The organism is Chryseobacterium sp. RLHN22 (assembly GCF_051011795.1).
Lineage (GTDB): Bacteria > Bacteroidota > Bacteroidia > Flavobacteriales > Weeksellaceae > Chryseobacterium > Chryseobacterium zhengzhouense.
In genome coordinates, this window is the sequence record NZ_JBPCHW010000003.1 from 91734 (window position 1) to 116292 (window position 24559).

A 24559-nucleotide genomic window follows, 5' to 3' on the forward strand; every position below is an offset into this window, starting at 1 on the left:
ATGATTGATAAATGATTTACACAATGTTTTTAAATCAATTATCGTTTATCATTCATCAATTATCATGAATGTTTCCCTAAACAGCATTACCTGTTCCAGGTTCATTGGGTATAATCTCAGCTCCGATTGGGGCACCCCTTTAATTTCAGCGGCAAAATTACAAAAAATATTTAAACCGAAATGAACGAAAACATTTTCCATCTAAATTTTTATATAAATCTAATACGAACGATTATCTGAATCGATATAATAATAATTTTTATCGTCTTTGGTGACCTCAAACATTTTCCCCAATTTCCAGCTGTAATTTCTTTTTATATCTGAATATTCGAAAGGAATTACAATTTTATTGTTTACATCAATCACACCAAACTTATTATTGTATGTCGCAACAATCATAGGATTCGAAACATCGTCACCTTCCAGAATATAGAGATATTCATAGCTCGGAACAATAGTAAAATGGCTATTGTCAAATTTTGTTTCAAACGCAGAGCCTTTTACAACTCCATATTTTCCTTTTGAAATATATGCGTGATATTGTTTTTTCTGCAGTTCAAATGTACATTTTCCTAAATCACCATTTTTATACTGGTAAACCCGCTTCCCGGATTTATTGATTCTAAAAGTGATGCCGTTTTTTTCTACAGTAGCAAAATCTTTAGCTCCAAATTTTCTGACTTTCTCATTTGGGGAGTTTAAAAGATTACAGTCTTCTCCAAAAAACATGACCAAGTCATACTCAGGCTGAATCACAAATCTTCCTTTCTGATTAACAAAACCGGATTTCCCATTCTTTTTTTGCGGAATCAACAATGGGATATTTTCATTAACAACAGGTAAATCAGGATTTTTTTTAGCAACACTCAAAGAAGCATTGGTTTTCGTTTTGTTTAATCCATTACTTTTCAAAGATTTAGACTGCGCAGAAACAAAAGCAGTCAACATAACAAAAAATCCAAATTTCAGTTTTCTTAAAATCATCACTCCATGTACTTTGTGCCAAAAATAGAAAATATAAAATACATATTTATAAAGAATCTAAATAAATTCAGCTTTTAAAAATATTAAAAATACGTAAATTTGGGAACATTTTTAAGTGTTTGATACAATAAAACATTTTAAAGACGTAATTTTTGACACCGCTATTATAAAAACGTCTTTTTTACAGCTTTTAAACAATTCAAAAAAAACACTTAAAAAATCACAGATTATAGCTCATTCGCTACAAAACCGCAAGGATTAAAACACGACATTGTTCTATAGTCTATTTTAAGATTTGAAAAGACTTCTATTATTATGAGCATTTACAACGATTACATCCAAGAAATCGAGGAAAGAAAAACACAGGGGCTTCACCCAAAACCAATCGACGGTGCAGAATTGCTAAGCGCAATCATTGAACAGATTAAAGACACATCTAATGAGCACAGAGCTGACTCTCTTAAATTTTTTATTTACAATACATTGCCTGGTACAACAAGTGCGGCAGGTGTAAAAGCTAAATTTTTAAAAGAAATCATTCTTGGTGAATCTGTGGTTGAAGAAATCACTCCTACGTTTGCATTTGAGCTTTTGTCTCACATGAAAGGAGGCCCGTCAATCGAAGTTTTGCTTGATTTGGCTTTAGGAAATGATGAAGCTACAGCAAAACAGGCTGCTGAAGTTCTTAAAACTCAGGTTTACTTGTATGACGCTGATACAGCACGTTTAAAAGAAGCTTACGAATTAGGAAGCAAAATCGCTAAAGATATTTTGGAAAGTTATGCCAAAGCAGAATTTTTCACTAAGCTTCCTGAAGTTCCAGAAGAAATTAAAGTGGTGACTTACATCGCTGCAGAAGGTGATATTTCAACAGATTTATTATCTCCGGGAAATCAGGCACACTCTCGTTCAGACCGTGAATTGCACGGAAAATGTATGATGTCTCCTGCTCAACAGGAAGAAATAAAGGCTTTACAGGCTCAACACCCTGATGCAAGCGTAATGCTGATCGCAGAAAAAGGAACAATGGGAGTTGGTTCTTCCCGTATGTCGGGGGTAAACAACGTTGCACTTTGGACAGGTAAACAGGCAAGTCCTTACGTACCTTTCGTGAATATCGCTCCGATTGTAGCCGGGACAAACGGCATTTCTCCGATCTTCTTAACAACAGTTGACGTAACCGGAGGTATCGGAATCGATCTTCAAAACTGGGTGAAGAAAACCGACGAGAACGGACATCCTGTTCGTAATGAAAATGGAGATATTGTTTTGGAAGAAAAATATTCTGTTGCTACGGGAACTGTTTTGACCATCAATACGAAAGAGAAAAAATTATACAACGGAGAAACTGAATTGAAAGACATTTCAAAATCATTTACTCCACAAAAATTAGAATTTATCAGAGCGGGTGGTTCTTATGCCATCGTTTTTGGCAAAAAAATCCAGACGTTTGCTGCTAAAACTTTAGGAATTACAGCTCCTGCAGTTTTCGCTCCTTCAAAAGAAATTTCGATTGAAGGACAAGGTTTGACTGCGGTTGAAAAAATCTTCAATAGAAATGCAGTAGGTGTTACTGAAGGTAAATTATTACACGCTGGTTCTGATGTTAGAGTTGAAGTTAATATCGTTGGATCTCAGGATACGACTGGTTTAATGACTGCTCAGGAATTGGAATCGATGGCTGCAACGGTAATTTCTCCCATCGTAGATGGAGCTTATCAGTCAGGATGTCATACGGCTTCGGTTTGGGATAAAAAAGCGCAGGCTAATATTCCTAAATTAATGAAATTTATGAACGATTTCGGAGTGATCACAGCTCGTGACCCGAAAGGTGAATACCACGCAATGACAGACGTTATTCACAAAGTTCTTAATGATATTACGGTTGACGAGTGGGCCATCATCATCGGAGGTGACTCTCACACAAGAATGTCTAAAGGGGTTGCTTTCGGAGCTGACTCCGGAACAGTAGCTTTAGCTTTGGCAACAGGTGAAGCATCAATGCCGATTCCTGAATCGGTAAAAGTGACTTTCAAAGGCGAAATGAAGGAGCATATGGATTTCCGTGATGTGGTTCACGCGACTCAGGCTCAGATGCTGAAGCAATTTGACGGAGAAAACGTTTTCCAGGGAAGAATTATTGAGGTTCACATCGGAACTCTTCCGGCTGACCAGGCATTTACATTCACAGACTGGACTGCAGAAATGAAGGCTAAGGCTTCTATCTGTATCTCAGAAGACGATACTTTGATCCAATCATTGGAAATTGCGAAAAGCAGAATCCAGATTATGATTGACAAAGGAATGGATAACAAAAACCACGTTCTTCAAGGTCTAATTAACAAAGCAAACAAGAGAATCGAGGAAATCAGAACTGGTGATAAACCTGCCTTGACTCCGGATGCTAATGCAAAATATTATGCAGAAGTTGTTGTAGACCTTGACGTAATCGTTGAGCCAATGATTGCTGACCCGGATGTAAACAATGAAGATGTTTCTAAAAGATATACACACGACACCATCAGAGACCTTACATTCTACGGAGGTGAGAAAAAAGTTGACCTTGGTTTCGTAGGTTCTTGTATGGTTCACAAAGGTGACTTGAAGATTGTTTCTCAGATGTTGAGAAATCTTGAAAAACAAAATGGTAAAGTAGAATTCCAGGCTCCATTAGTAGTTGCCGCTCCAACTTATAATATCATTGACGAATTAAAGGCTGAAGGCGACTGGGAATTATTAGAGAAATATTCAGGTTTTGAATTCAACGATGCTGCTCCGAAAGGCGAAGCCCGTACACAGTATGAAAATATGATGTACCTTGAGCGTCCTGGCTGTAACCTTTGTATGGGTAACCAGGAAAAAGCGGAAAAAGGAGATACTGTTTTGGCAACTTCTACCCGTCTTTTCCAGGGAAGAGTGGTTGAGGATTCTGAACGTAAAAAAGGAGAATCTCTACTGGCTTCGACTCCGGTAGTTGTTTTATCAGCTATCAAAGGGAGAATTCCAAGTATCGAAGAATACAAAGAAGCTGTTGAGGGAATTGACTTGACGACTTTCGTTCCGTCTATCAAGGAATTGGTAACGGTTGGCCACTAATCAATTTTTGAATTAAAGTCGAAAGACTTTTTAAATATTAAATGGAAGATTTCTTTTGAAGTCTTCCATTTTTGTTTAGAATCTTTCCATTTAAGACTTTTTAAAATTATTTTAACCTATGTCAATACCACAAATTTTAATTTTTACGTAACTTGATAGTTATAAAATATAGTAGTCATTTATCATATTAATCCTCATCAATAAAGCATAGGAACGGAATTTGATAAATTATTAAAAGAAAATTCTTCGTTAAATCTTAATTGAGTGACGAAAAATTTATTGAAATAGAAAAATTAAAATAGATATGACTTTCGACATTGACATGATTAAAAAAGTGTACGAGCGTTATCCTGAAAGAATTGCAGCAGCAAGACAGATTACAGGAAAGCCGTTGACACTTTCAGAAAAAATCCTTTACACTCACTTATGGGAAGGAAATGCAACAAAAGAACATGAAAGAGGAAACTCTTATGTAGATTTCGCTCCGGACAGAGTTGCCATGCAGGATGCCACTGCACAGATGGCACTTTTACAATTTATGCAGGCTGGAAAAGCCAAAGTAGCAGTTCCTTCAACGGCTCACGCCGATCACCTTATTCAGGCAAGAGTGGGTGCAGAAGCAGATTTGCAGGAAGGAATTAATAAAAACTCAGAAGTTTTCAATTTCTTAAGTTCGGTTTGTGACAAATACGGAATTGGTTTCTGGAAACCGGGAGCGGGAATCATTCACCAGGTTGTTCTTGAAAATTATGCATTTCCGGGAGGAATGATGATCGGAACCGACTCTCATACGGTAAATGCAGGAGGTTTAGGAATGGTTGCCATCGGTGTTGGTGGAGCAGATGCGGTAGACGTAATGGCTGGAATGGCTTGGGAATTAAAAATGCCAAAACTAATTGGTGTAAAATTAACCGGTAAAATGTCTGGCTGGACTTCCGCAAAAGATGTTATCTTAAAAGTTGCAGGAATTCTTACCGTAAAAGGAGGAACAGGATGCATCGTAGAATATTTCGGAGAAGGAGCAGAATCTCTTTCCGCGACAGGAAAAGGAACGATTTGTAACATGGGTGCTGAAATCGGAGCAACCACTTCAACCTTCGGATATGACGATTCCATGAGAAGATATTTGGCAGCGACAGGAAGACAGGATGTTGTAGATGCAGCAGATAAAATTGCAGAACATTTAACAGGAGATCCGGAAGTTTATGCAAATCCTGAACAATATTTCGACCAATTAATTGAAATCAATCTTTCAGAATTAGCACCTCATTTGAACGGTCCTTTCACTCCGGATTTGGCAACTCCGGTTTCAGAATTCAGAGCTAAAGCGGAAGCCAACGGATGGCCACTTGAAGTAGAATGGGCATTGATCGGTTCTTGTACCAACTCTTCTTACGAAGATTTATCAAGAGCAGCTTCCATTGTGGAAGATGCGGTTGCAAAAGGTGTAAAACCAAAAGCTATTTTAGGAATTAATCCAGGTTCTGAGCAGGTAAAATTCACAGCAGAAAGAGATGGTTTCTTAGAGTCATTCAGAAAATTTGAAAACGCAAGAATCTTTACCAATGCTTGCGGACCTTGTATCGGGCAATGGGACAGAGAGGGTGCTGAAAAAGGAGAGAAAAATTCAATTATTCACTCTTTCAACAGAAACTTCGCAAAGAGAGCAGATGGAAACCCCAATACCCATGCATTCGTAGCTTCACCGGAAATGGTTGCTGCAGTTGCTATCTCAGGAAGATTAGATTTTAATCCAATTACAGACACTTTAACCAACGAATCAGGAGAACAGATTAAATTAGACGAACCAAAAGGTTATGAATTGCCTTCAAAAGGTTTTGCTGTGGATGACAACGGTTATCAGGCTCCTTCGGAAGATGGCTCTTCAGTTGTTGTAAATGTGAGCCCTACTTCTGACAGACTTCAGTTACTGGAAGAATTCCCGGCTTGGGACGGAAAAAATATTACAGGAGCCAGAGTTTTAATCAAAGCTTTCGGAAAATGTACCACCGACCACATTTCTATGGCAGGACCTTGGTTGAAATACAGAGGACACCTTGATAATATTTCAAACAATATGTTGATCGGAGCGGTAAACGCTTACAACATGGAAACCAATAAGGTTAAAAACGAACTAACCGGAGAATATGATGAAGTTCCGGCTGTACAAAGACAGTATAAAGCAGCAGGAATTCCTTCAATTGTTGTGGGAGATCAAAATTACGGTGAAGGTTCTTCAAGAGAACATGCTGCAATGGAACCGAGACATTTAGGGGTTAAAGCCGTTTTGGTAAAATCTTTTGCAAGGATTCACGAAACTAACCTTAAAAAGCAGGGAATGCTGGGAATCACTTTTGCCAACGAATCGGATTACGACAAAATTCAGGAGGATGATGTGGTAAACTTCCTTGATTTGGATCAGTTTGCTCCCGGAAAACAATTGACTTTAGAATTTATTCACACAGATGGAACTAAAGACATTGTGATGGCAAATCATACCTACAATGATCAACAGATTGATTGGTTTAAAGCCGGATCTGCATTGAATCTGATCAAACAACAAGAGAAAAAATAATTGTTAGATTATAATTATAAATAAAACGCAGTTTCAGATGGAAGCTGCGTTTTTATTTTAGCTTTTCCAGAAGATTCAATTTATAGATTTCTCCAATCGGAACCTCGTTTTCAGAAATCAGAATTACTTTTTTTAAACCTACACTTTTCACTTTATCTATATTCAGAATAAAAGATTTATGCACTCTTGCGAAATTTTCAGGAAGGTGATTTTCCAGAGATTTTAAAGTGTCTAAAACAATATATTCCTGGGTTTCAGTTTTAATGTTTACATAATCTTTGATGCTTTCCACATAAAGAATTTCATTAAAATTGATACGATACCGCTGACCGGAAGACTTTACAAAAAAATGACTGTTTTCTTTAGTCTCATCCAAAGGGAAGCGCTCCTTTGCTTTTAGAATACTTTTATTAAAGCGATCAAAAGAAATCGGCTTTAAGAGATAGTCAACCACATTATGTTCATAACCTTCCAAAGCATATTCAGAATAAGCTGTGGTAAGGATATATTTCATCTTATCTCCCACAATTTTCATAAAATTAATTCCCGTTAATTCAGGCATCTGAATATCAAGAAAGACAAGTTCGGCCTCATTTTTCTGAATAAATTCTAAAGCTTCAATCGGATTTTCTGTAGAGAAAACAAGCTCTAAAAACGGAACTTTTTCAACATAGCTTTCAATCAGAGAAACAGCAAGCGGTTCATCGTCTACAATAATGCATTTAATTTTCTTCATTCTTCAAATCAATCTTTAAATCTACGGCAAAATCGGCTTCGGTTTCCGTAATCTCAAGCTCATATTTTTTAGGATATAAAATTTCGAGACGTTTTTTAACATTTTCAATTCCAATTCCTGAAACGGAGTCTTTTATTTTTTCTTTTTTAGAATTTAAAAGATAGAAATGTAATATTTTATTTTCATCAGAAATTTTCATATCAAAACCCTTGTTTCTAAAATCACCATGCTTAAAAGCATTTTCCACAAAAGGAACCAAAAGCATCGGAGAAATATTCAGTTTTGGATGAATCAGTTTTTTATCAACCATTAACAATTCCGGATTTTTGATTCTGAGTTTTTCCAACTCGATTAAACTGTCGAGATAACCGATTTCTTTATCTAAAGTAATAAAATCTTTTTCAAGGTCTTTGGTGCTGTATCTTAACAACTGACCTAATTCTTCAATGGCAGGCAACGCTTTCTCTGAATTTTGATAGACTAAGGAATAGATATTATTCAGAGTATTAAAAATAAAATGCGGATTGATTTGGGTCTTTAAGGCCTGAAGTTCGGCTGATTTTTTTTCCTGGATTAGCTGCTGCCGTTCTTCTTCTCTTTTAAAAAAAATATTGAACAATGACAGCACAGTACTGATGAATAAGGTGGTAGAACTATAAAAAACGTTATCATAATAGTAAAACAGAAGCGATGTTCCATCAGCATAGTTGCCATGCCCTATAAACAAAGGCAGAATTAATTCTTCAACCCCATAGCGCAAGAATACAAAACAGCCAACGCTAATAAAAAACCCCAGAATCGTTAAGTACAGCTTTTCAATGTTGAAAAAAAACGGAACAATAAAAAAATAATTGATATAAAAAGCAATAAAACTGACTACAAAGAAAGTAATATTCAATACGATGAATTCTGTATTGCCTGCGATAATTGGCGTAATTATGGAAAAGACAAGATTAAGAATCCAATAAAAAATGTGCAGAAATATAATTTGTCTCGCTTTCATTTTAATTCTTTGTTGTTAAGAAATATACTTTTTGAAGAATAATAATGTAAATATATTGAAACCGGAACTGCATTTCTGTTCTCTATCTTTAAGCTCCCTTTTTTTAGGCAATCTGTATTTAAGTTCAGACTTACCGGAAATTTCATTGGGAATATTAAGATCTGAAGTTAAGGTTATTTTTTCACTTGAAAGATTCTTTATTTCTAAAATTGCCGGCGCTTTTACTTTATCAATAGCAATGCTTTCGTTTGGAGTAATTATGATTGTTTTCCAAACATCTACTTTGTGACTGTCTGCAAAGAGCTGCATAAAAATCACAACCGAAAGAAGAATTATATTTTTCATTTACCAAAAATAGATACAATAGCACATTCAAAACCTTTCAAATCTACGAACACCCATTTTTTTCCGACGAAAATATTTTAGCCCGACTAATTTCCCGGTTGGCCGAAACGATATTTTATCAAATTACCGTGAGATATAAATTTGTCAAAAATATTTAAAACAATACATTATGAAATCAACCATTCTAATAGCATTATTAACTGCATCAACTTTTTTATTCGGACAGAAAAAACCTTCTGAATATTTTACAAATCCTAAAACTAAAGTTTTGGTGGTAGGAACTTTTCATCTTGATTATCCCAATCAGGACGCACACAAAACAGAAAAAAAAGATCAAATAGATGTTTTGGAACCTAAAAGAGCGGCTGAAATAACAGAAATCGTTAATTATATCAAAAAATTTAAACCTACAAAAATTGCTATTGAAGCCCATCCGGACTGGAATGCCAACGACAAATTAAAAGAATACAAAGAAGGCAAATTGAGAGACCAGAGGGATGAACGTTATCAGTTTGCCATGCGACTTGCCAACGAACTCAATTTACCTGAATTGTTCAGCATTGATGCAAGGTCAGTTTTGGATGATTATCTAGAAATGTTTGGTAAAAAAGATTCATTGTACTTTGAAAACCTTTTAAAAGATTATGATTTCCTAAATGATGATGCCACTTCTAAACAGTACAATATTTTCATTAAAAATACGGAGCCAAAAAATTTCAGAACCCTTCTTGATATGTTCAAATATATGAACAGTAAAGAATATCATCAGTACGAATATGGAGCGTATTTAACAGGAGATTTTAAATTGAGAGAACACGACGGTGCAGATTTGCTTGCTCTATATTGGTATAACAGAAATCTCAGAATGTTTAGAAAGATTCAGGAAATCCCTACAACTTCTGAAGACAGACTTCTGGTGATTGCAGGAAATGGTCACGCTTCAGTGTTCAGACAGCTTTTTACATTCTCTCCGGAATATGATTATGTTGAATTTTCAACTTTAGATCAAAAAAAATAATTCTTCTGTATTTAAAACCACTGTTCTTACCCATGAAAAAAACATTCATCATCGCAGCATCATTTTTATATATATCATTTTATGCTCAGAAACAAGATACTTTACAAGTAAAAAATATAGACGCTGTTACCATTAGCGGAAAGAAAAAAATGCTTCTTGAAAGAAAAGCAGACCGACTTATTTTCAATGTAGAAGCATCAATTGCGTCACAGGGGATGGATGGTGCAGAAACCTTAGCCAATGTTCCCATGCTGAAAGTTGACGATAATCTGGGAAATATTTCTATTACCGGGAAAAGCAGTATAAATGTTATGATTAACGGAAGAATGCTGAATCTTTCAGGAACGGCTCTTATAAATTATCTGAAAACGATCCGTTCAGAAAATATTGCTAAAATAGAAGTTATTACAACACCACCCGCAAAATACGAAGCCCAGGGAAACAGCGGGCTAATTAATATTGTTTTGAAAAAAAATCCAAACCTGGGATGGAGTGGCTCAGTAAATACCGGATTGAATCAGAGAACCTATTTCAGCGGAAATGTCAACGGAATGCTCAATTATCAGAATGAAAAACTGAGCTTGTCATTAAAAACAGGTTATTTGGACGGAGCAAAACGTTCGGTAGAAAACTATATGATTTTAGGAACTTCACAGAACTACAGCCGTTCTGTAAGAAAAGATATGTGGAATGAATTGACGCCAAACCTAAATATTTCGTACAAACTCAATAAAAATTCAGAAATCGGAATGGAATACATTTATGCTCACGAAAAATCGGGAATGGATATCATTAATGAAACCCAGAACATCAGTTCTGATTCTGTTGAAAACCTTTTGACCAACGCTTTCCATCGTGAGAAAAACCCTACTCATACACTGAGTGTTTATTATGATTTAAAATTAGATTCCTTAGGAAAGAAATTGAGTTTTGCCGGAAACTTTTTTAAGAATAATTCGGATACGAATGTTAAATTTTCTACTTTAAGACAAAGCGATAACTCTATTCAGGATGTAAAAACAACTTCAATTGTTGCTCCACAGGTCTTTTCTTTGCAGGGCGATTTAGAATTGCCATTTTCTTTTGGAACTATCGAAACGGGGTTAAAATTTAATCAGTTTAAAAATTCAACTGACCTTCAGTATTTCAACATCATTAATAACCAATACATTCCGGATTCGCAGAGAGCTAATTTATTTGAATATCAGGAAGAAAATTACGCTGCTTATTTTAGTTATGCTAAAAGTTTTGGTGAACATTGGGAAACAAAAGCCGGACTTCGTTATGAAAATACGCAGGCAAAAAGCTTTACACCATCGAAACATTTGGGAAATAATTACAATTACGGACAATTGTTTCCATCGGCATTTGTTTCCTATAAAGAAAATAAAAATGTTTTCAGTATTTCATATTCAAGAAGAATTAACCGACCAAGCATGAGCAATCTGAATCCTTTCAGATGGTATGAAAATCCTTATTCTTATTCTTCAGGAAATCCATTATTAAAGCCATCTTACATTAATAATCTCGAATTGGGATATACATACAACAGTAAGTTTTCTACAAGTATTTATTATTTAAAACTAAAAAACGGTTTCGGACAAATCAGTTTGTTAGACGGGATTTCACAAATCGGAACTTATCTTAATTATTATGACAATAATTTTTATGGGTTTAATGCTTTCTACACCGATAAGTTTTTCAATCTTTGGGAAGCGAGCCTTTCTGTAAATGGATCATTAACCGATTCTAAAGTTTATAATATAGAAGCAGAGCCACAAAAAGGGCATTCTGTAAGTTATTCTTTTAATAACACATTTACTTTAAATAAAAACAAAACCTTATTCTTTTTTCTGAATTACAGCCAGGATTTGCCTTACAAAAACGTGAATTCTTCTTTTCACAATTTTTCAAATTTAAATTCAGGAATTAAGATTTCTCTTATGGAAAAACAGCTTCAGATTAACGCGACAGTAACCAATATTTTTGCCCAGAAATTTCGAGGAGACATATACTTCAGTGATAACAGTCAGCATTTTAATAATTACTGGGACGGAAGAAGTTTCCGTTTGAGCGTAAATTATACATTAGGAAACAACAAAAAGAAAGTCAATACAAAAAATATCAAATTTGATGAAAAAGATAGAGCACAATAAGATTTTGTAACAAATCCGAATTTTAGACGTCTAACTGAATAGATTTTGAAGTCACATCATGAAGAAAACATTACTTACGCTCTCAATTTTAGGCTCAGTTTTAAGTTTCGCACAGGAAACCAAAAACAATACAGAAAGCAAAGAAAAAGAAAAACAAATTGAGGGAGTTGTTATCACCCAAACTAAAAAAGCCGTTGAACAAAAGGCAGACCGCACCATCTTCGATTTTTCAGAACAACCGGCTCTAAATTCCGGGTCATCTTTAGAAGGGATTAAAAAACTTCCGGGCATGGTGGTCACCGATATTGCAGGAATGATGTATCAGGGAAAGTCTTTACAGGTATATATGGATGGCAGACCTTTGAATATTTCCACCAACGACTTAACTGCATTTTTAGAAGGAATGCCCGCTTCATCTATCGAAAGAATTGAGGTGGTAACTCAACCGGGCGCAGAATTTCCGGCGACTTCAGGAGGTGCAATTTTGAATATTATTACTTCTAAATCAGCCAAAAGTTATCTTACAGCTACCTATTCCGGAGGATACCGTTTTTCAGATTATGATAAATTCAGAAATAAGTTTAACAACAGTATTGTCTTAAATTCTAAAAACAAGTGGTTTGGATGGCAATTCAGTGCAGGACAAAATTATAACGAATCGTTTGGCAGCAACGAAATGGATGACGTGTCGACAGGCTTTAATGATAGATATGCCCGCTCATATTTCGCAAAATCAGCTGTTACGATCGAATTGGGAAAAGACAGGCTCTTATTGAATTATGATTTCTTTAATTCTGATAACGACTCTTACAACACTTCTGAAGGAACTGCAAATTTCGAATACCCTCAACAATCTCAAAACCTTGTAGTTGCTGATTACCTTAACGAAGGAAAAAGTAAAAATAAAAACTACAGAAATGAGCTTACAGCAACGTACCAGAAAAGGTTTACCGATAAAGCACAAAAATTAGATATCAGATTCAATTATTCTAATTTCAGAAATAATTTTGATCAAAATGCAGTCAATACTGTTTACATTCCCAATACCAATCCTCTGATAAAACCCTCTCCTGCGGAAAATGCATCTACTCAAAACGCCTACAATTTGAGAGTTGATTATTCTCAGCCAATCAAGCTTTTGGAAGAGGGAAAAATCAGCATTGGAGGGATGTATGACAAATTAAACTTTGTGACAGATTTTTATGGAAATGAAAATCTCGATTACCAAAGACAAACCGCCGCCATGTACACTGAGCTGAATACAAAATTTAAAAAATTCAGTTTCATCGCAGGTTTAAGAGCGGAAGATTATGATATTTCCGGAAAATCCTTAAACTTACAGAGTGGTAAATGGGATGATTTAAGAACATTTAAAAAGTTCCAGTTTTTTCCCAACGGAAGCATACAATATGATATTGCCCCCTTAGTCTTCTTCAATTTGAATTACAGCAGAAAAATTACACTGCCAAGTACCGGACAATTAAATCCGAACAACAACACCTTCCAAAATCCGAATGTAAATATTTCAGGGAATCCCAATGTTCAGCCTACTATTTTTAATAACTTCGAAGCCAAGTTAAGTGCTTTTAATTATGGATTTATCAGCTATAATGTAAGCAGGGTAAGCGATCAGGTGATGATGTATGTGGAAAAAGACGGGTATAACATTTCTCAAACCAATGTAAACATCAGTTCTTTAACACAGCACAGTTTCAATATTGCCATCCCTGTTCCACTCATGATATTTAGCAAACCTCTTAGCGAAGTCATGAAATTTGATTTCAATCCCGACAAAATTAATTTCCTTTATTTCTATGCGGGATACCAGTTTCAGGATATCAAAGAAATCACTGAGCAAAAGGGTATGTGGTTTTTTAATGTGACAGGACAGTTTCTCCTTCCAAAAGGTATTAAATTTGCTCCCACACTATCCTATTCCACCAATGGGAACTATTATTTCTTCCAGTCTACCCAACCGATCATGAATCGGGTTAATGTAAACTTAAGCAAGAAATTTGATGGTGACCGCTTAACGGTAAGCTTGTTTGCCGACGATATTTTCAACAGCAGCAGAATGAACTTCAAGACAGTAAATACGCCAACTCCTATTTACTTAAATAACCGATGGGACAGCCGAACTTTCGGGATTTCTGTAAACTATAAAATTCCCACCAAGAATAAACTGGCTAAAGTAGATCAAAATATCCTCAACACGGAGACTCCAAAAGATGACACTGGCGGAGTGCTGAATCAGGGACAGTAAAAATACGATATAACACAAAAAAATCGGCTCTATTGCAGAGCCGATTTTTTTATTATTGTAAGGGGAATTATTTTTTAATGATCTTGTGTGTTGTTCTTGTGTTATCTTTATAATCTAAAACAAGAATATACATTCCTTCTTTTAAGTGTGATAAATTCAGAGCTGAAGATACTTCCTTAAATGTTTTTAGGGTTCTTCCGGAAACATCAATTACAGAAGCTGATTTTACATCTGTCACATTATCAATATTCACAATATCACTGAACGGGTTTGGATAAATTCTCAGTTTATTTTTACCCGAAACTTCAGAGGTTGATAAAACTTTTGGCTCATAAGAAAGATTATCAATTGACAAGCTGTTTGCCGGAGTACCAGGATTCTTTATTGCAAGTTGCGTTACACCAGCAGGTAGTACAGGAATATCAAATGAAAAAGGATATGTTGTATTAGTTGTTGAGACGCTAAAAGTAGTGAGCTCAACAAAATTATTTGCAGTGTCAATATATCCGATCTGAAGAATTCCTCCCGCAGTTACAGAAGCTTTTGCATCAAATTTCAATTGATAATTACCTGACTGTAAAGTAGTCATTGGAGGAAGAGCAACATAAGCAATACGTGCTCCAGAAGTCCATAAATAAAGGGTATTGTTCCCTGTTATCGTTGTACTGTTTGAAATATGGGCGCCGTTTGTGGTTCCCAAATTCGTCCAACAAGCTGGTAAAACACCAGCCGTTCCGTTCGTAGTTCCTGTATATCCTTCAAATCCTTCGAAATAAGATCCTGTTAAAACATCGCATTGCGTTACAAAATTCACTGCGTTTGTCCATGTACTTTTATCAGAAGAACTGCAAGAAGATCTTACCCAAACATAATAAGTTGTTGCAGGATTAAGAGGAGATATTGTCACATTGGGACTGGTATGGCCAACAATATTAGGAGTCGTAGATGAAGTTGGAGACGTATTTGATGTGCTGTAGTAAATATCATAACTGCTTGTGGGGTTACTTGTACTCGGTGTCCAGGATAATTGTGCATTAGACGCCGTTATTGTTCCTGTTGTAACATTAGTCGGTGCTAAACAGCTTGGTTTTACTTCCCAATAAACATCGTCCCAATAATGTCCGGCAGTAGACGTTCCACTGTTACGAACAGCCAACCTTGCATTTGCAGGGACTGATGAAGGTACAGCAACCGAATATTCAGAGTCTGAAGCTGAATAAGATGTATTCTGAATACTTACAGTTTGTATATTAGTAAATGTAGAAGCATCGGTAATATTCGTTACATATCCTACATCCAAAGCTCCGGTTCCAGATGTTACTCTTGCTTTAAAACGTAACCAATGAGTTCCTGCATTTACATTACTGAATTCCGGTAAAACAACAATTGTAGCATTAGCCGGGCTTGAAGTAATCTGATATAGATTTCTGTTTCCTGATGCGGGGCTCGTTGCACTTATTGTTTGTGCCGTATTACTTCCGCCAACAATTCTTGCCCAACAATCCGGAACCGTATTTCCTGTTGCATAGCTATCAAAGTTCTCAAACATAGAAGTAACTGCACCACATAAAGTCTTGAACACATAAGGACCTTTCCAGATGCTGTTTCCGTTTGTTCCGCCACAAGCTGCTCTTACGTAAAATTCATAGTTTGTATTGGCAATAAGTGTGGCAGGATTTAAAGTTGTGGTATTCGTATTAGTGAATGTAGCCGGCAAACCGCCTCCCGCAGGCTGAATGGCATAATCCCAAGAAGTTTCGTTTCCCCCTGCAGTCCAGGTAATGTTTGCACCATTGATGGTAATTCCCGATATGGCAACATTGGTGGGAGACGGACAGAGAACCGGATGATCAAACCCAATATATGGTCTTCTGGAATTTGTAGACGCAAGTGAAGTCGGAAGTGTTCCCGTTGTATTATTGCTATATTTTGTCTCAAGGCCAGAAGAGGATCCGCTTACACAAGGACTGGTATATTCGTATGACCAACTAATTGCATTACTGGCAGAGGTATTTTTATATTCAAGAAAAAGTGCTAAATTTTGGTTGCCCGAATAAGTAAAATTGGTCGTGAGTGGTATTTGCTTCCAGCCTCCTGTAGTTCCGATTAAAGGAGCCGGATTACCATCAAAAACTAAAGTCGCCCCTGCTGAAGATGTTGCCCAGTCAAGTGCTCCTGTACCCCAATCTAAATTTGAAATTTCTTTAAGATAAACTTTAAGGTTGGGTGTACCAAGCATACCTGCAGAATTTCCCGCACCAGTATGAAAATAGACACTCGTAAGCGTTTGTGCCGCAATACCTGTCAATTGAGAGGAAGGGTAAATAGTTGCAAGTCTGTTGGCTGCATTTGCAGTCGCCACAGAATACATTGGTCCGTAAACATTGCTTTGTGTAGTACTGGGTGTATTTGAACAAACATTAATTGTCCAAACCTGACCTTTTGTTTCATTACTGCTTCCTGCAAGTAGGAATACTAAGCCCGCAGCCAAACTTTTCAGATGGGGATTTAGTGTTTTTCTTGTAGAAAAGAATTTGTAGAATTGTTTCATGTAAATAGGATTAGATTTCAACAAATATAGTAAATTTAAAAATATCCACTACAAAACAAATACCACACAATTATATTCAATAAAAATCACAAAATATTACGATTTAAGTAAAAACACCAATCAGTGATTAAAAACTAAACAATCCACAAAATACTATTCACAAGCCCTCCAAATCGCATCATTTTGCGGAACCGGAGCAACAATTTCCACTGCTTCTTTTGTAACAGGATGTATAAATTCCAGCTTTCTTGCATGAAGATTTATTCCGCCATCAGGATTAGATCTTGGTGAACCATATTTTAAATCCCCCTTAATCGGAACGCCAATTTTTGACAATTGTGCCCGGATCTGATGATGCCTACCGGTTTCGAGATCAATTTCTAAAAGAAGATAATTATCTAAAGTTTTGATGACATTGTACGTAAGAATTGCTTCTTTCGCACCATCTGTTGCTTTAGGAAAAACAATCGCCTTGTTATTTTTTTCGTTTTTCTTTAAATAATGAACTAATCTCTGGCTTTGCGGAATCATTTCTTTGGCAATAACCGCCCAGTATGTTTTCTCAACCTCGCGATTCTTCACCATTTGGGTCAGTCTTGAAAGTGCTTTTGATGTTTTAGCATAAATTACCAAACCTGAAGTCGGCCGGTCTATACGATGTACCAAACCTAGGAAAACATTTCCGGGTTTACTGTCTCTTTTTTTGATAAAATTTTTAATAGAATCGAGCAAAGACTCATCTCCGGTTTTATCTCCCTGAACGAGTTGCCCAACTTTTTTATTGATGACTAAAAGGTGATTGTCTTCATAGACGATTTGTTCCTCCATATTATTTACGATACTGCGACCTGCTCACGAATGAAATAATAACTCCACCTAAAAGTCCGATGGTTTTTATAATGTTAAGACTTGAATCAATCGGTAAAAAAGCACCAATGATACACAGACCTGCCGCTGCATACATCGGGTAAACAAATTTAGGATTCGTCAGCATCAACATTCTTCCCTGAACAATAAAGCTTATTCCTATTAAAATATAAAACAATCTTGCCGAAAGAAAATCATTGATTTCTCCCGGAAAAAGTCTGAACCAGCCTACTGCTAAACAAATAATTGCTAAAATGGAAATGATTCCCTGTGCTGTCTGTAAATTACTTCTCATTAATAGCTTTCATTTTGATTTGGGAAATCAGCGCTTTTCACATCTTTTACATATTGTGATACCGCTCCGGTAATTTCTGTATATAGGTCTAAATATCTTCTCAAAAATTTTGGTGAAAAGCCTTTGTTCATTCCTACCATATCATGATATACCAAAACCTGTCCGTCACAATGAGGCCCCGCTCCGATTCCGATGGTTGGAATTGAGATACTTTCTGTAACCTGTTTTGCCAGATCAGCAGGAATTTTTTCAAGCACTACTCCAAAACAGCCCAATTCTTCAAGCAATTTTGCATCACTGATCAGTTTTTCGGCTTCCGCTTCTTCTTTTGCTCTTACTTTATAGGTTCCGAACTGATAGATAGATTGTGGAGTCAGTCCTAAATGTCCCATAATCGGAATTCCGGCATTGATAATTTTCTTAATTGATTTAGAAATTCCTTTTCCACCTTCAATCTTAATAGCATGAGCGCCACCTTCTTTCATCATTCTCACGGCAGATTCCAGAGCGATATCAGGATTACTCTGGTAGGTTCCGAAAGGAAGATCGGCAATCACCAGAGCTCTGTCGGTTCCTCTGACCACACTTTGGGTATGATAAATCATCTGGTCTAAAGTAATGGGAAGTGTCGTTTCAAAGCCTGCCATTACGTTTGCAGCGGAATCACCGATCAATATTGCATCAATTCCACCGGCATCAACCATTTTTGCCGTTGTAAAATCGTAAGCAGTAAGCATGGTTATTTTTTCCTTGTCGAATTTCATTTTTCGCAAGGTTTCGGTCGTAACTTTTTTAATTTCAGAGTGAACAGACATACTATTTATGATTATTTAAAAGTTAAAAAGTCGGCACTGAGCCGACTTATATTTATGAAATTTTATAGAACCACGTGCCCCAGTTTCATGAGCTTGTCGTGGTTGAGAATTTTTATATTTCTACCGTCTACTTCAATGAGCTGATCTCCCTTAAATTCAGAAATCAGACGAATTGCACTTTCAGTAGCCGTTCCGATGATGTTGGCAATCTCTTCTCTCGTTAAAGATATTTTGATGAATCCTTCAGGATCAGTTCCTAATTTCTGTTCAAGAAGCAGTAAAATTTCCGCTAATCTCTCTCGTACTGTTTTTTGCGCAAGGAAAGTAATGGTATTTGAAGACTCCCCCAATTCGTAAGAAATTTTCTGAAGCATGACGAAAGATAACTGAGAATCTATTTCAAGTAAATCCATAAAAACTTCTGCAGGAAGAAAAGTAGCCTCAATATCAGTCATCGCTTCAGCTTTTGCCTGAAAATTTTCACCACAAAGTAAAGCGCGATATCCGATGATATCCCCTTCTTTTATAAATCTTAAAATCTGATCTTTACCGAAAGCCCCTGATTTTGAAAGCTTAGCAGCACCTTTTTCTAAAAAATAAACTCCTTTCGGAGTTTCTCCATCCTCGAAAATAATATCGTGTTTCTGAAAAGTAAGGCTTTTTTTAGCCTTCATGTACTTATCAAAATCTGCACTGGTTAACCTTTCTTTAAATGATTTATCGTTAAAAACTCTTGCAAATCTCTCTTCAATAGCAATTTGTTGTTCCTGCGACATTTTTATGACATTTGTCACAAAAATAGAACATTTTAAATCGATAAACAAAAAAAAATTGTTATAATTTTGTGACTCAATAATTTATGAAGGTGAGCGAGAACTGTTTTCATTGCGGACAAGGGATAGAAAAAGAGAGAATTTCTTTCGACGAAAAAATTTTCTGCTGTACAGGCTGTAAATCTGTTTATGAAATCCTGAATATCAATAATCTCAGCAATTTCTACGAACTCAATAAAAGAGCCGGAATCCGACCGGACGAAAATATTTCTCAATATGATTATCTCGACACCCCTGAAATTTTCGAAAGAATTACAGACTTTTCGGAAGGAAATACAAGTTTAGTCACTTTTAGAATTCCGGTAATTCACTGTTCTTCATGCATCTGGCTTTTAGAAAGTCTTCATACGCTGAATAAAGACATTCATTATTCTCAGGTAAACTTTACAAGGAAGACCCTACAGATTTCTTTTAATCATAACCATTTAAAATTAAGTGATTTAGCTAAATTCTTAACGAATCTCGGCTATAAACCTGCTATTAATCTTGAAACTGCAGATAAAAACGAAGACAATTTAGATAAATCTTTATTAGTAAAACTTGCAATTGCGGGATTTGCTTTCGGAAACGGAATGTTCCTCGCCTTCCCTGAATATATTGGTGGTGAAGATTTCTGGATGGATCACTATAAAGGATTATTCAGAATTTTAATGTTCCTGCTTTCCGTTCCTGTTGTATTTTATTCCGCTTCTGACTATTATAAATCAGCCTGGTATGGTTTAAAAAATAAAATCGTCAACATCGATGTCCCGATAGTTTTGGGAATTTTCGTGCTTTTTGGACGAAGCATTTACGAGATTGCCACCGATTACGGTCCTGGATATTTTGATACTTTATGCGGACTTTTATTCTTCATGCTTTTAGGGAAAATTTTCCAGAAAAGAACATACAGTTCGCTTTCTTACGACAGAGATTACAAATCTTTTTACCCGATTGCTGTAACGAAGGTTGATTTTAACGGAAAACAAGACAACATCCTTCTTTCGGAAATTAAAATAGGTGACCGGATTTTAGTAAGAAATCAGGAAATTATTCCGGTTGATGCGATCCTGATCAGCGGAAACGGGAATATCGACAACAGCTTTATTACCGGTGAGAGTGAAAGCATTACCAAAAATCCTGGCGACAAAATCTTTGCAGGAGGTAAACAGATTGGTTCTTCTTTAGAGCTTGAAGTCATTAAAAACGTTGACCAAAGCTACCTTACTCAACTTTGGAACAAGGAAGCCTTCAAAAAACACGAAACAGGACTTGATACATTGATCAACGAGATCAGTAAATATTTCACATTCATTATTTTAGGTATTGCGTTGGTTGCAGGAATTTACTGGTATTTTATTGATTTGGAGACGATGTTCCAGGTCATTTCTGCGGTATTGATTATTGCTTGCCCTTGTGCACTGGCTTTGTCCTCACCATTTACTTTTGGGCATATTATGAGGATTTTAGGCAGAAACAAATTCTACGTAAAAGACACTTTAACGATCGAAAAAATTGCCAAAGTAAATACTTTGGTTTTTGATAAGACAGGAACCATTACACACCGCAAAAAATCAAACATCAAATACGAAGGATCTGAAATTCAAGAGTTTGATTTATTAAATATTAAAAGTTTGGTTAAAAACTCAAACCATCCGCTTTCGAAATCACTGTATGAGTTTTTGGAGGTGAAAGATGAGTATTTCCCCGTTGATGATTTTGTAGAAATCTCAGGCAAAGGTTACGAAGCAAATGTGAGAGGAAATATTTATAAGATTGGTTCTGCAAAATACAATAATCAAGAGTCTAAAAATCTCGAAACCGCCGTTTATATCAGTAAAAATGATCAGTTCATCGGAAAATTCATTTTCAAAAATGAATATAGAGAGCATCTAAAAAGTCTTTTCAAAAAACTGTTGAATTATAAAATTTTCATCCTGAGCGGCGACAATTCTTCCGAGGAAAACCAGCTTAAAGAGATCATTCCGAACTACAGCTCGATGGCCTTTAACCAAAACCCTGAAGATAAACTGAATTATATACAAAATCTTCAGAACCAAGGTCTAAAAGTAATTATGCTTGGAGACGGATTAAATGATGCCGGAGCTTTAAAACAGAGCAATGTAGGAATTGCAATTTCTGACGACAGCAACAGCTTTACTCCATCTTCGGACGTTATTATGAACGGCGAGAAAGTTTCTGAGCTTGATCGCTATCTGAATGTGTGTAAAGGTTCGATCACCATTGTAAAGCTCACTTTTTTAATTAGTTTCCTATACAATGTTGTCGGTTTAACCTTTGCTGTAACCGGAAAAATGAATCCGCTTTTCGCCGCTTTAATCATGCCCGCAAGTTCGATTACTGTCATTTCTTTCACCACAGTTTCAACCTGGATTCTCGGAAAGAAACATTTCAAAAAACAGGCGTAAAAGCTGCTATTTAGACTGATTTTAAATTAGTCAAAACCCGTATTTCGTGATGAATGTCATTATTTTTCACTAAATTTGAACCCCGAAAATAGGTTAATTTTGTTGTCAAATGGATATTCTATATTTAATGATCCTTTGCAGCGTTTCTTTAGCTGCGGTTTTTCTGGTCGTATTTATAGTTTTTGCCAGAAAAGGACAGTTTGAAGATGACGAATCACCAGCTGTAAGAATTCTCTTTGACTCTGATGAAATCAAGGAAAAAGAAGAAGGTGGCAACAAAAACGAAGAGAAAAAAGGAGATAATAATAAATTTGAAGAAAAAAGTGAATAGTTAATATGGAGACACAAAAGTTTAGTTATGACAACAGTATTGTTCGTGCATTCCTATACGCTACCATAGTTTTTGGAATTATCGGTTTCGTGTTTGGACTTACGGCAGCATTGATGCTTTTCTATCCTGAGCTTCCTGAATTTTTGTTCGGGACCGATGATACAACAATCAACAGTCTGGCATCAGGAAACATACAAGGTTTAATCAATACCAACGGTGCATTAGGCTTTGGTAGAATCAGAATGCTACACACCAACACGGTAATCTTTGCATTCGTTTGTAATATCGTTTATGTGGGAGTTTACTACTCTTTACAGAGACTTTTAAAAACAAGAATGTACAGCGACACGTTATCTTGGATTCATTTCTGGACGTGGCAAATCATGATTGTAGCTACTTTCATCACATTCTTTATGGGGATCAACACTTCAAAAGAATACGCTGAGCACGAGTGGCCAATCGACATTTTAATTGCATTCTCATGGATTATTTTCGGAATCAATATGTTCCTTACCATCGGGAAAAGAAGAGTTCGTCACCTTTATGTTGCGATTTGGTTCTACATCGGAACATGGATTGCGGTTGCGATGCTTCATATTTTCAACAACCTTGAAGTACCTTTATCATTCGGCGGATGGAAATCTTACTCAGCGTATGCAGGGGTAAAAGATGCTATCGTACAATGGTGGTATGGTCACAATGCGGTTGCATTCGTATTAACGACTCCGGTTTTAGGTTTGATGTATTATTTCTTACCAAAAGCTGCTGACAGACCTGTATTCTCATACAAGTTATCCATTATTCACTTCTGGTCATTAATTTTCGTATATATCTGGGCTGGTCCTCACCACCTTCAGTATACTGCTTTACCAGCTTGGGCACAGGCAGTGGGAACAGGTTTCTCAATCATGCTTATTGCACCATCTTGGGGAGGAATGCTAAACGGTCTTCTTACCTTGAGAGGAGCGTGGGATAAAGTAAGAGAAAATCCTATTTTGAAATTCTTTGTGGTTGCAGTTACATGTTATGGTATGGCAACTTTCGAAGGACCATTATTGGCAACAAAAAATATCAACAAAATCGGTCACTTTACTGATTGGGTAATTGGTCACGTACATTTAGGGGCATTAGGATGGAATGGTTTCATGGCATTCGGTGTGATCTATTATTTGGTACCAATCATGTGGAGAACAAAACTTTGGTCTGTAAAAATGGCTAACTGGCATTTTTGGTTAGGTACTTTAGGAATTATTTTCTACGCAGTTCCAATGTATATTTCAGGATTTACACAAGGTTTGATGTGGAAACAATTCAACCCGGACGGAACTCTATTATGGAAAAACTGGTTGGATACTGTTACTGCAATCATTCCTTACTTTAAAATGAGATTCGTAGGAGGTTTATTCTATCTTACAGGAGGTCTGTTTATGGTGGTGAACCTTTACATGACGATCAAGAAAGGGTCATTCCAGAAAGAAGTTCCTGCTGAAGCACCTGCATTGGCAAACATCAGCAACAAGAGAAAAGAAGGAGAAGGTACTCACCTTTGGTTGGAAAGAATGCCTTTATTATTAGGAGTTTTATCTTTCTTAACGATTTCGATCGGAAGTATGGTAGAAATTATTCCTACTTTATCATTAAAGAAAAGTGTGCCAACAATTTCTGCAGTGAAACCTTATTCACCGCTGGAACTTGAAGGTAGAGATTTATATATCAGAGAAGGATGTAACGCTTGCCACTCACAGATGGTAAGACCATTCAGAGACGAGATTGTAAGATTCAACGGTAAAAACGGACAGTATTCTAAAGCAGGTGAATTCGTTTACGACAGACCTTTCCTTTGGGGATCTAAAAGAACAGGGCCGGATTTGCACAGAGAAGGAGGTAAAAACCCAAGTTCTTGGCATTATAAGCATATGTATAACCCAAGATCTACTTCTGCAGGCTCTATCATGCCTCGTTACCCTTGGCTGATTTCAAATAATCTTGATAGATCTAAAATGGTCGACAAGCTGAAATTCATGAAGAATACGTACGATGTACCTTATACAAAAGCGCAAATCGACTCTGCTGATCAATGGGCAGACAATCAGGCAGCGAAAATCGTAAAAGATATTTTTGTAGAAGCAGCCGATTTGAAAGATGCTTATGCAAAAAGACCAAAAGGAGAATTGGAGAAAAAAGAAATCGTAGCATTGATCTCTTATCTTCAGAGACTGGGTACAGATATTAAAACAACTGAAATTAAAACAGCAAGTACTAACTAAAATTATTAAAAGTTTC

17 protein-coding genes are annotated in these 24559 nt (G+C 36.2%); 8 read left to right on the forward strand and 9 right to left on the reverse strand.

From position 1 onward, the window contains the following. Positions 1-219: 219 nt before the first annotated feature. A complete protein-coding gene (locus ACR1PN_RS04230) occupies positions 220-984 on the reverse strand; it encodes a WG repeat-containing protein (RefSeq protein ID WP_378179788.1) in 765 nt (254 codons plus the stop codon). 315 nt (positions 985-1299) lie between these two features. Here ACR1PN_RS04230 and ACR1PN_RS04235 point away from each other — a divergent pair, with 315 nt between their 5' ends. Next, positions 1300-4080, forward strand: a complete 2781-nt coding sequence (locus ACR1PN_RS04235) for a bifunctional aconitate hydratase 2/2-methylisocitrate dehydratase (protein ID WP_433979007.1) — start codon at positions 1300-1302, stop codon at positions 4078-4080. A gap of 304 nt (positions 4081-4384) precedes the next feature. After that, positions 4385-6655, forward strand: coding sequence for an aconitate hydratase (locus ACR1PN_RS04240; protein ID WP_433979008.1), 2271 nt, complete (start codon positions 4385-4387; stop codon positions 6653-6655). A gap of 52 nt (positions 6656-6707) precedes the next feature. Here ACR1PN_RS04240 and ACR1PN_RS04245 read toward each other — a convergent pair whose 3' ends face one another. Genes ACR1PN_RS04245 through ACR1PN_RS04255 form a run of 3 tightly spaced genes read right to left on the reverse strand, consistent with a single transcriptional unit; the run spans position 6708 to position 8739 of the window. Beyond that, positions 6708-7391 (reverse strand): LytR/AlgR family response regulator transcription factor, encoded by a 684-nt coding sequence (locus ACR1PN_RS04245; RefSeq protein WP_433979009.1) that lies wholly within the window; start codon positions 7389-7391, stop codon positions 6708-6710. Further along, complete coding sequence (locus ACR1PN_RS04250) at positions 7378-8394, reverse strand: sensor histidine kinase (RefSeq protein WP_433979010.1); 1017 nt, start codon at positions 8392-8394, stop codon at positions 7378-7380. The genes ACR1PN_RS04245 and ACR1PN_RS04250 overlap by 14 nt, the downstream gene beginning before the upstream one ends. A gap of 15 nt (positions 8395-8409) precedes the next feature. Next, a complete protein-coding gene (locus ACR1PN_RS04255; RefSeq protein ID WP_433979011.1) occupies positions 8410-8739 on the reverse strand; it encodes a hypothetical protein in 330 nt (109 codons plus the stop codon). A gap of 169 nt (positions 8740-8908) precedes the next feature. Here ACR1PN_RS04255 and ACR1PN_RS04260 point away from each other — a divergent pair, with 169 nt between their 5' ends. The 3 genes from ACR1PN_RS04260 to ACR1PN_RS04270 are packed head-to-tail and all read left to right on the forward strand — an operon-like array spanning position 8909 to position 14176. Further along, entirely contained in the window at positions 8909-9757 is an 849-nt protein-coding gene (locus ACR1PN_RS04260) for a DUF5694 domain-containing protein (RefSeq protein WP_433979012.1), read from the forward strand. Between the two features lie 32 nt (positions 9758-9789). Beyond that, positions 9790-11913 carry a TonB-dependent receptor domain-containing protein gene (locus tag ACR1PN_RS04265; protein WP_433979013.1) on the forward strand — a complete coding sequence of 708 codons (2124 nt, stop codon included), beginning with the start codon at positions 9790-9792 and terminating at the stop codon, positions 11911-11913. A gap of 58 nt (positions 11914-11971) precedes the next feature. Continuing rightward, positions 11972-14176, forward strand: a complete 2205-nt coding sequence (locus tag ACR1PN_RS04270) for a TonB-dependent receptor domain-containing protein (RefSeq protein WP_433979014.1) — start codon at positions 11972-11974, stop codon at positions 14174-14176. Between the two features lie 67 nt (positions 14177-14243). Here the strand turns inward: ACR1PN_RS04270 and ACR1PN_RS04275 are convergent, their stop codons facing one another. The 5 genes from ACR1PN_RS04275 to ACR1PN_RS04295 form a co-directional block, all read right to left on the reverse strand. After that, on the reverse strand, positions 14244-16727 hold the full coding sequence (locus tag ACR1PN_RS04275; RefSeq protein ID WP_433979015.1) for a fibronectin type III domain-containing protein: 2484 nt from the start codon (positions 16725-16727) through the stop codon (positions 14244-14246). Positions 16728-16880: 153 nt separating this feature from the next. Beyond that, entirely contained in the window at positions 16881-17555 is a 675-nt protein-coding gene (locus ACR1PN_RS04280) for an RluA family pseudouridine synthase (protein ID WP_433979016.1), read from the reverse strand. A 1-nt stretch (position 17556) separates the two neighbouring features. Then, positions 17557-17889 carry a hypothetical protein gene (locus tag ACR1PN_RS04285; RefSeq protein WP_433979017.1) on the reverse strand — a complete coding sequence of 111 codons (333 nt, stop codon included), beginning with the start codon at positions 17887-17889 and terminating at the stop codon, positions 17557-17559. Continuing rightward, positions 17889-18704 (reverse strand): 3-methyl-2-oxobutanoate hydroxymethyltransferase, encoded by an 816-nt coding sequence (gene panB / locus ACR1PN_RS04290; protein ID WP_065720231.1) that lies wholly within the window; start codon positions 18702-18704, stop codon positions 17889-17891. The genes ACR1PN_RS04285 and panB overlap by 1 nt, the downstream gene beginning before the upstream one ends. A gap of 62 nt (positions 18705-18766) precedes the next feature. Continuing rightward, positions 18767-19480, reverse strand: a complete 714-nt coding sequence (locus ACR1PN_RS04295) for a Crp/Fnr family transcriptional regulator (protein ID WP_378179181.1) — start codon at positions 19478-19480, stop codon at positions 18767-18769. Between the two features lie 89 nt (positions 19481-19569). Here ACR1PN_RS04295 and ACR1PN_RS04300 point away from each other — a divergent pair, with 89 nt between their 5' ends. From ACR1PN_RS04300 to ccoN, 3 genes are all read left to right on the forward strand, one after another. Further along, positions 19570-21945, forward strand: a complete 2376-nt coding sequence (locus ACR1PN_RS04300; RefSeq protein ID WP_433979018.1) for a heavy metal translocating P-type ATPase — start codon at positions 19570-19572, stop codon at positions 21943-21945. A 109-nt stretch (positions 21946-22054) separates the two neighbouring features. Then, positions 22055-22276 (forward strand): cbb3-type cytochrome oxidase assembly protein CcoS, encoded by a 222-nt coding sequence (gene ccoS / locus ACR1PN_RS04305; RefSeq protein ID WP_433979019.1) that lies wholly within the window; start codon positions 22055-22057, stop codon positions 22274-22276. Between the two features lie 5 nt (positions 22277-22281). Next, positions 22282-24543, forward strand: a complete 2262-nt coding sequence (gene ccoN, locus ACR1PN_RS04310; protein WP_034672716.1) for a cytochrome-c oxidase, cbb3-type subunit I — start codon at positions 22282-22284, stop codon at positions 24541-24543. Positions 24544-24559: the final 16 nt, after the last annotated feature.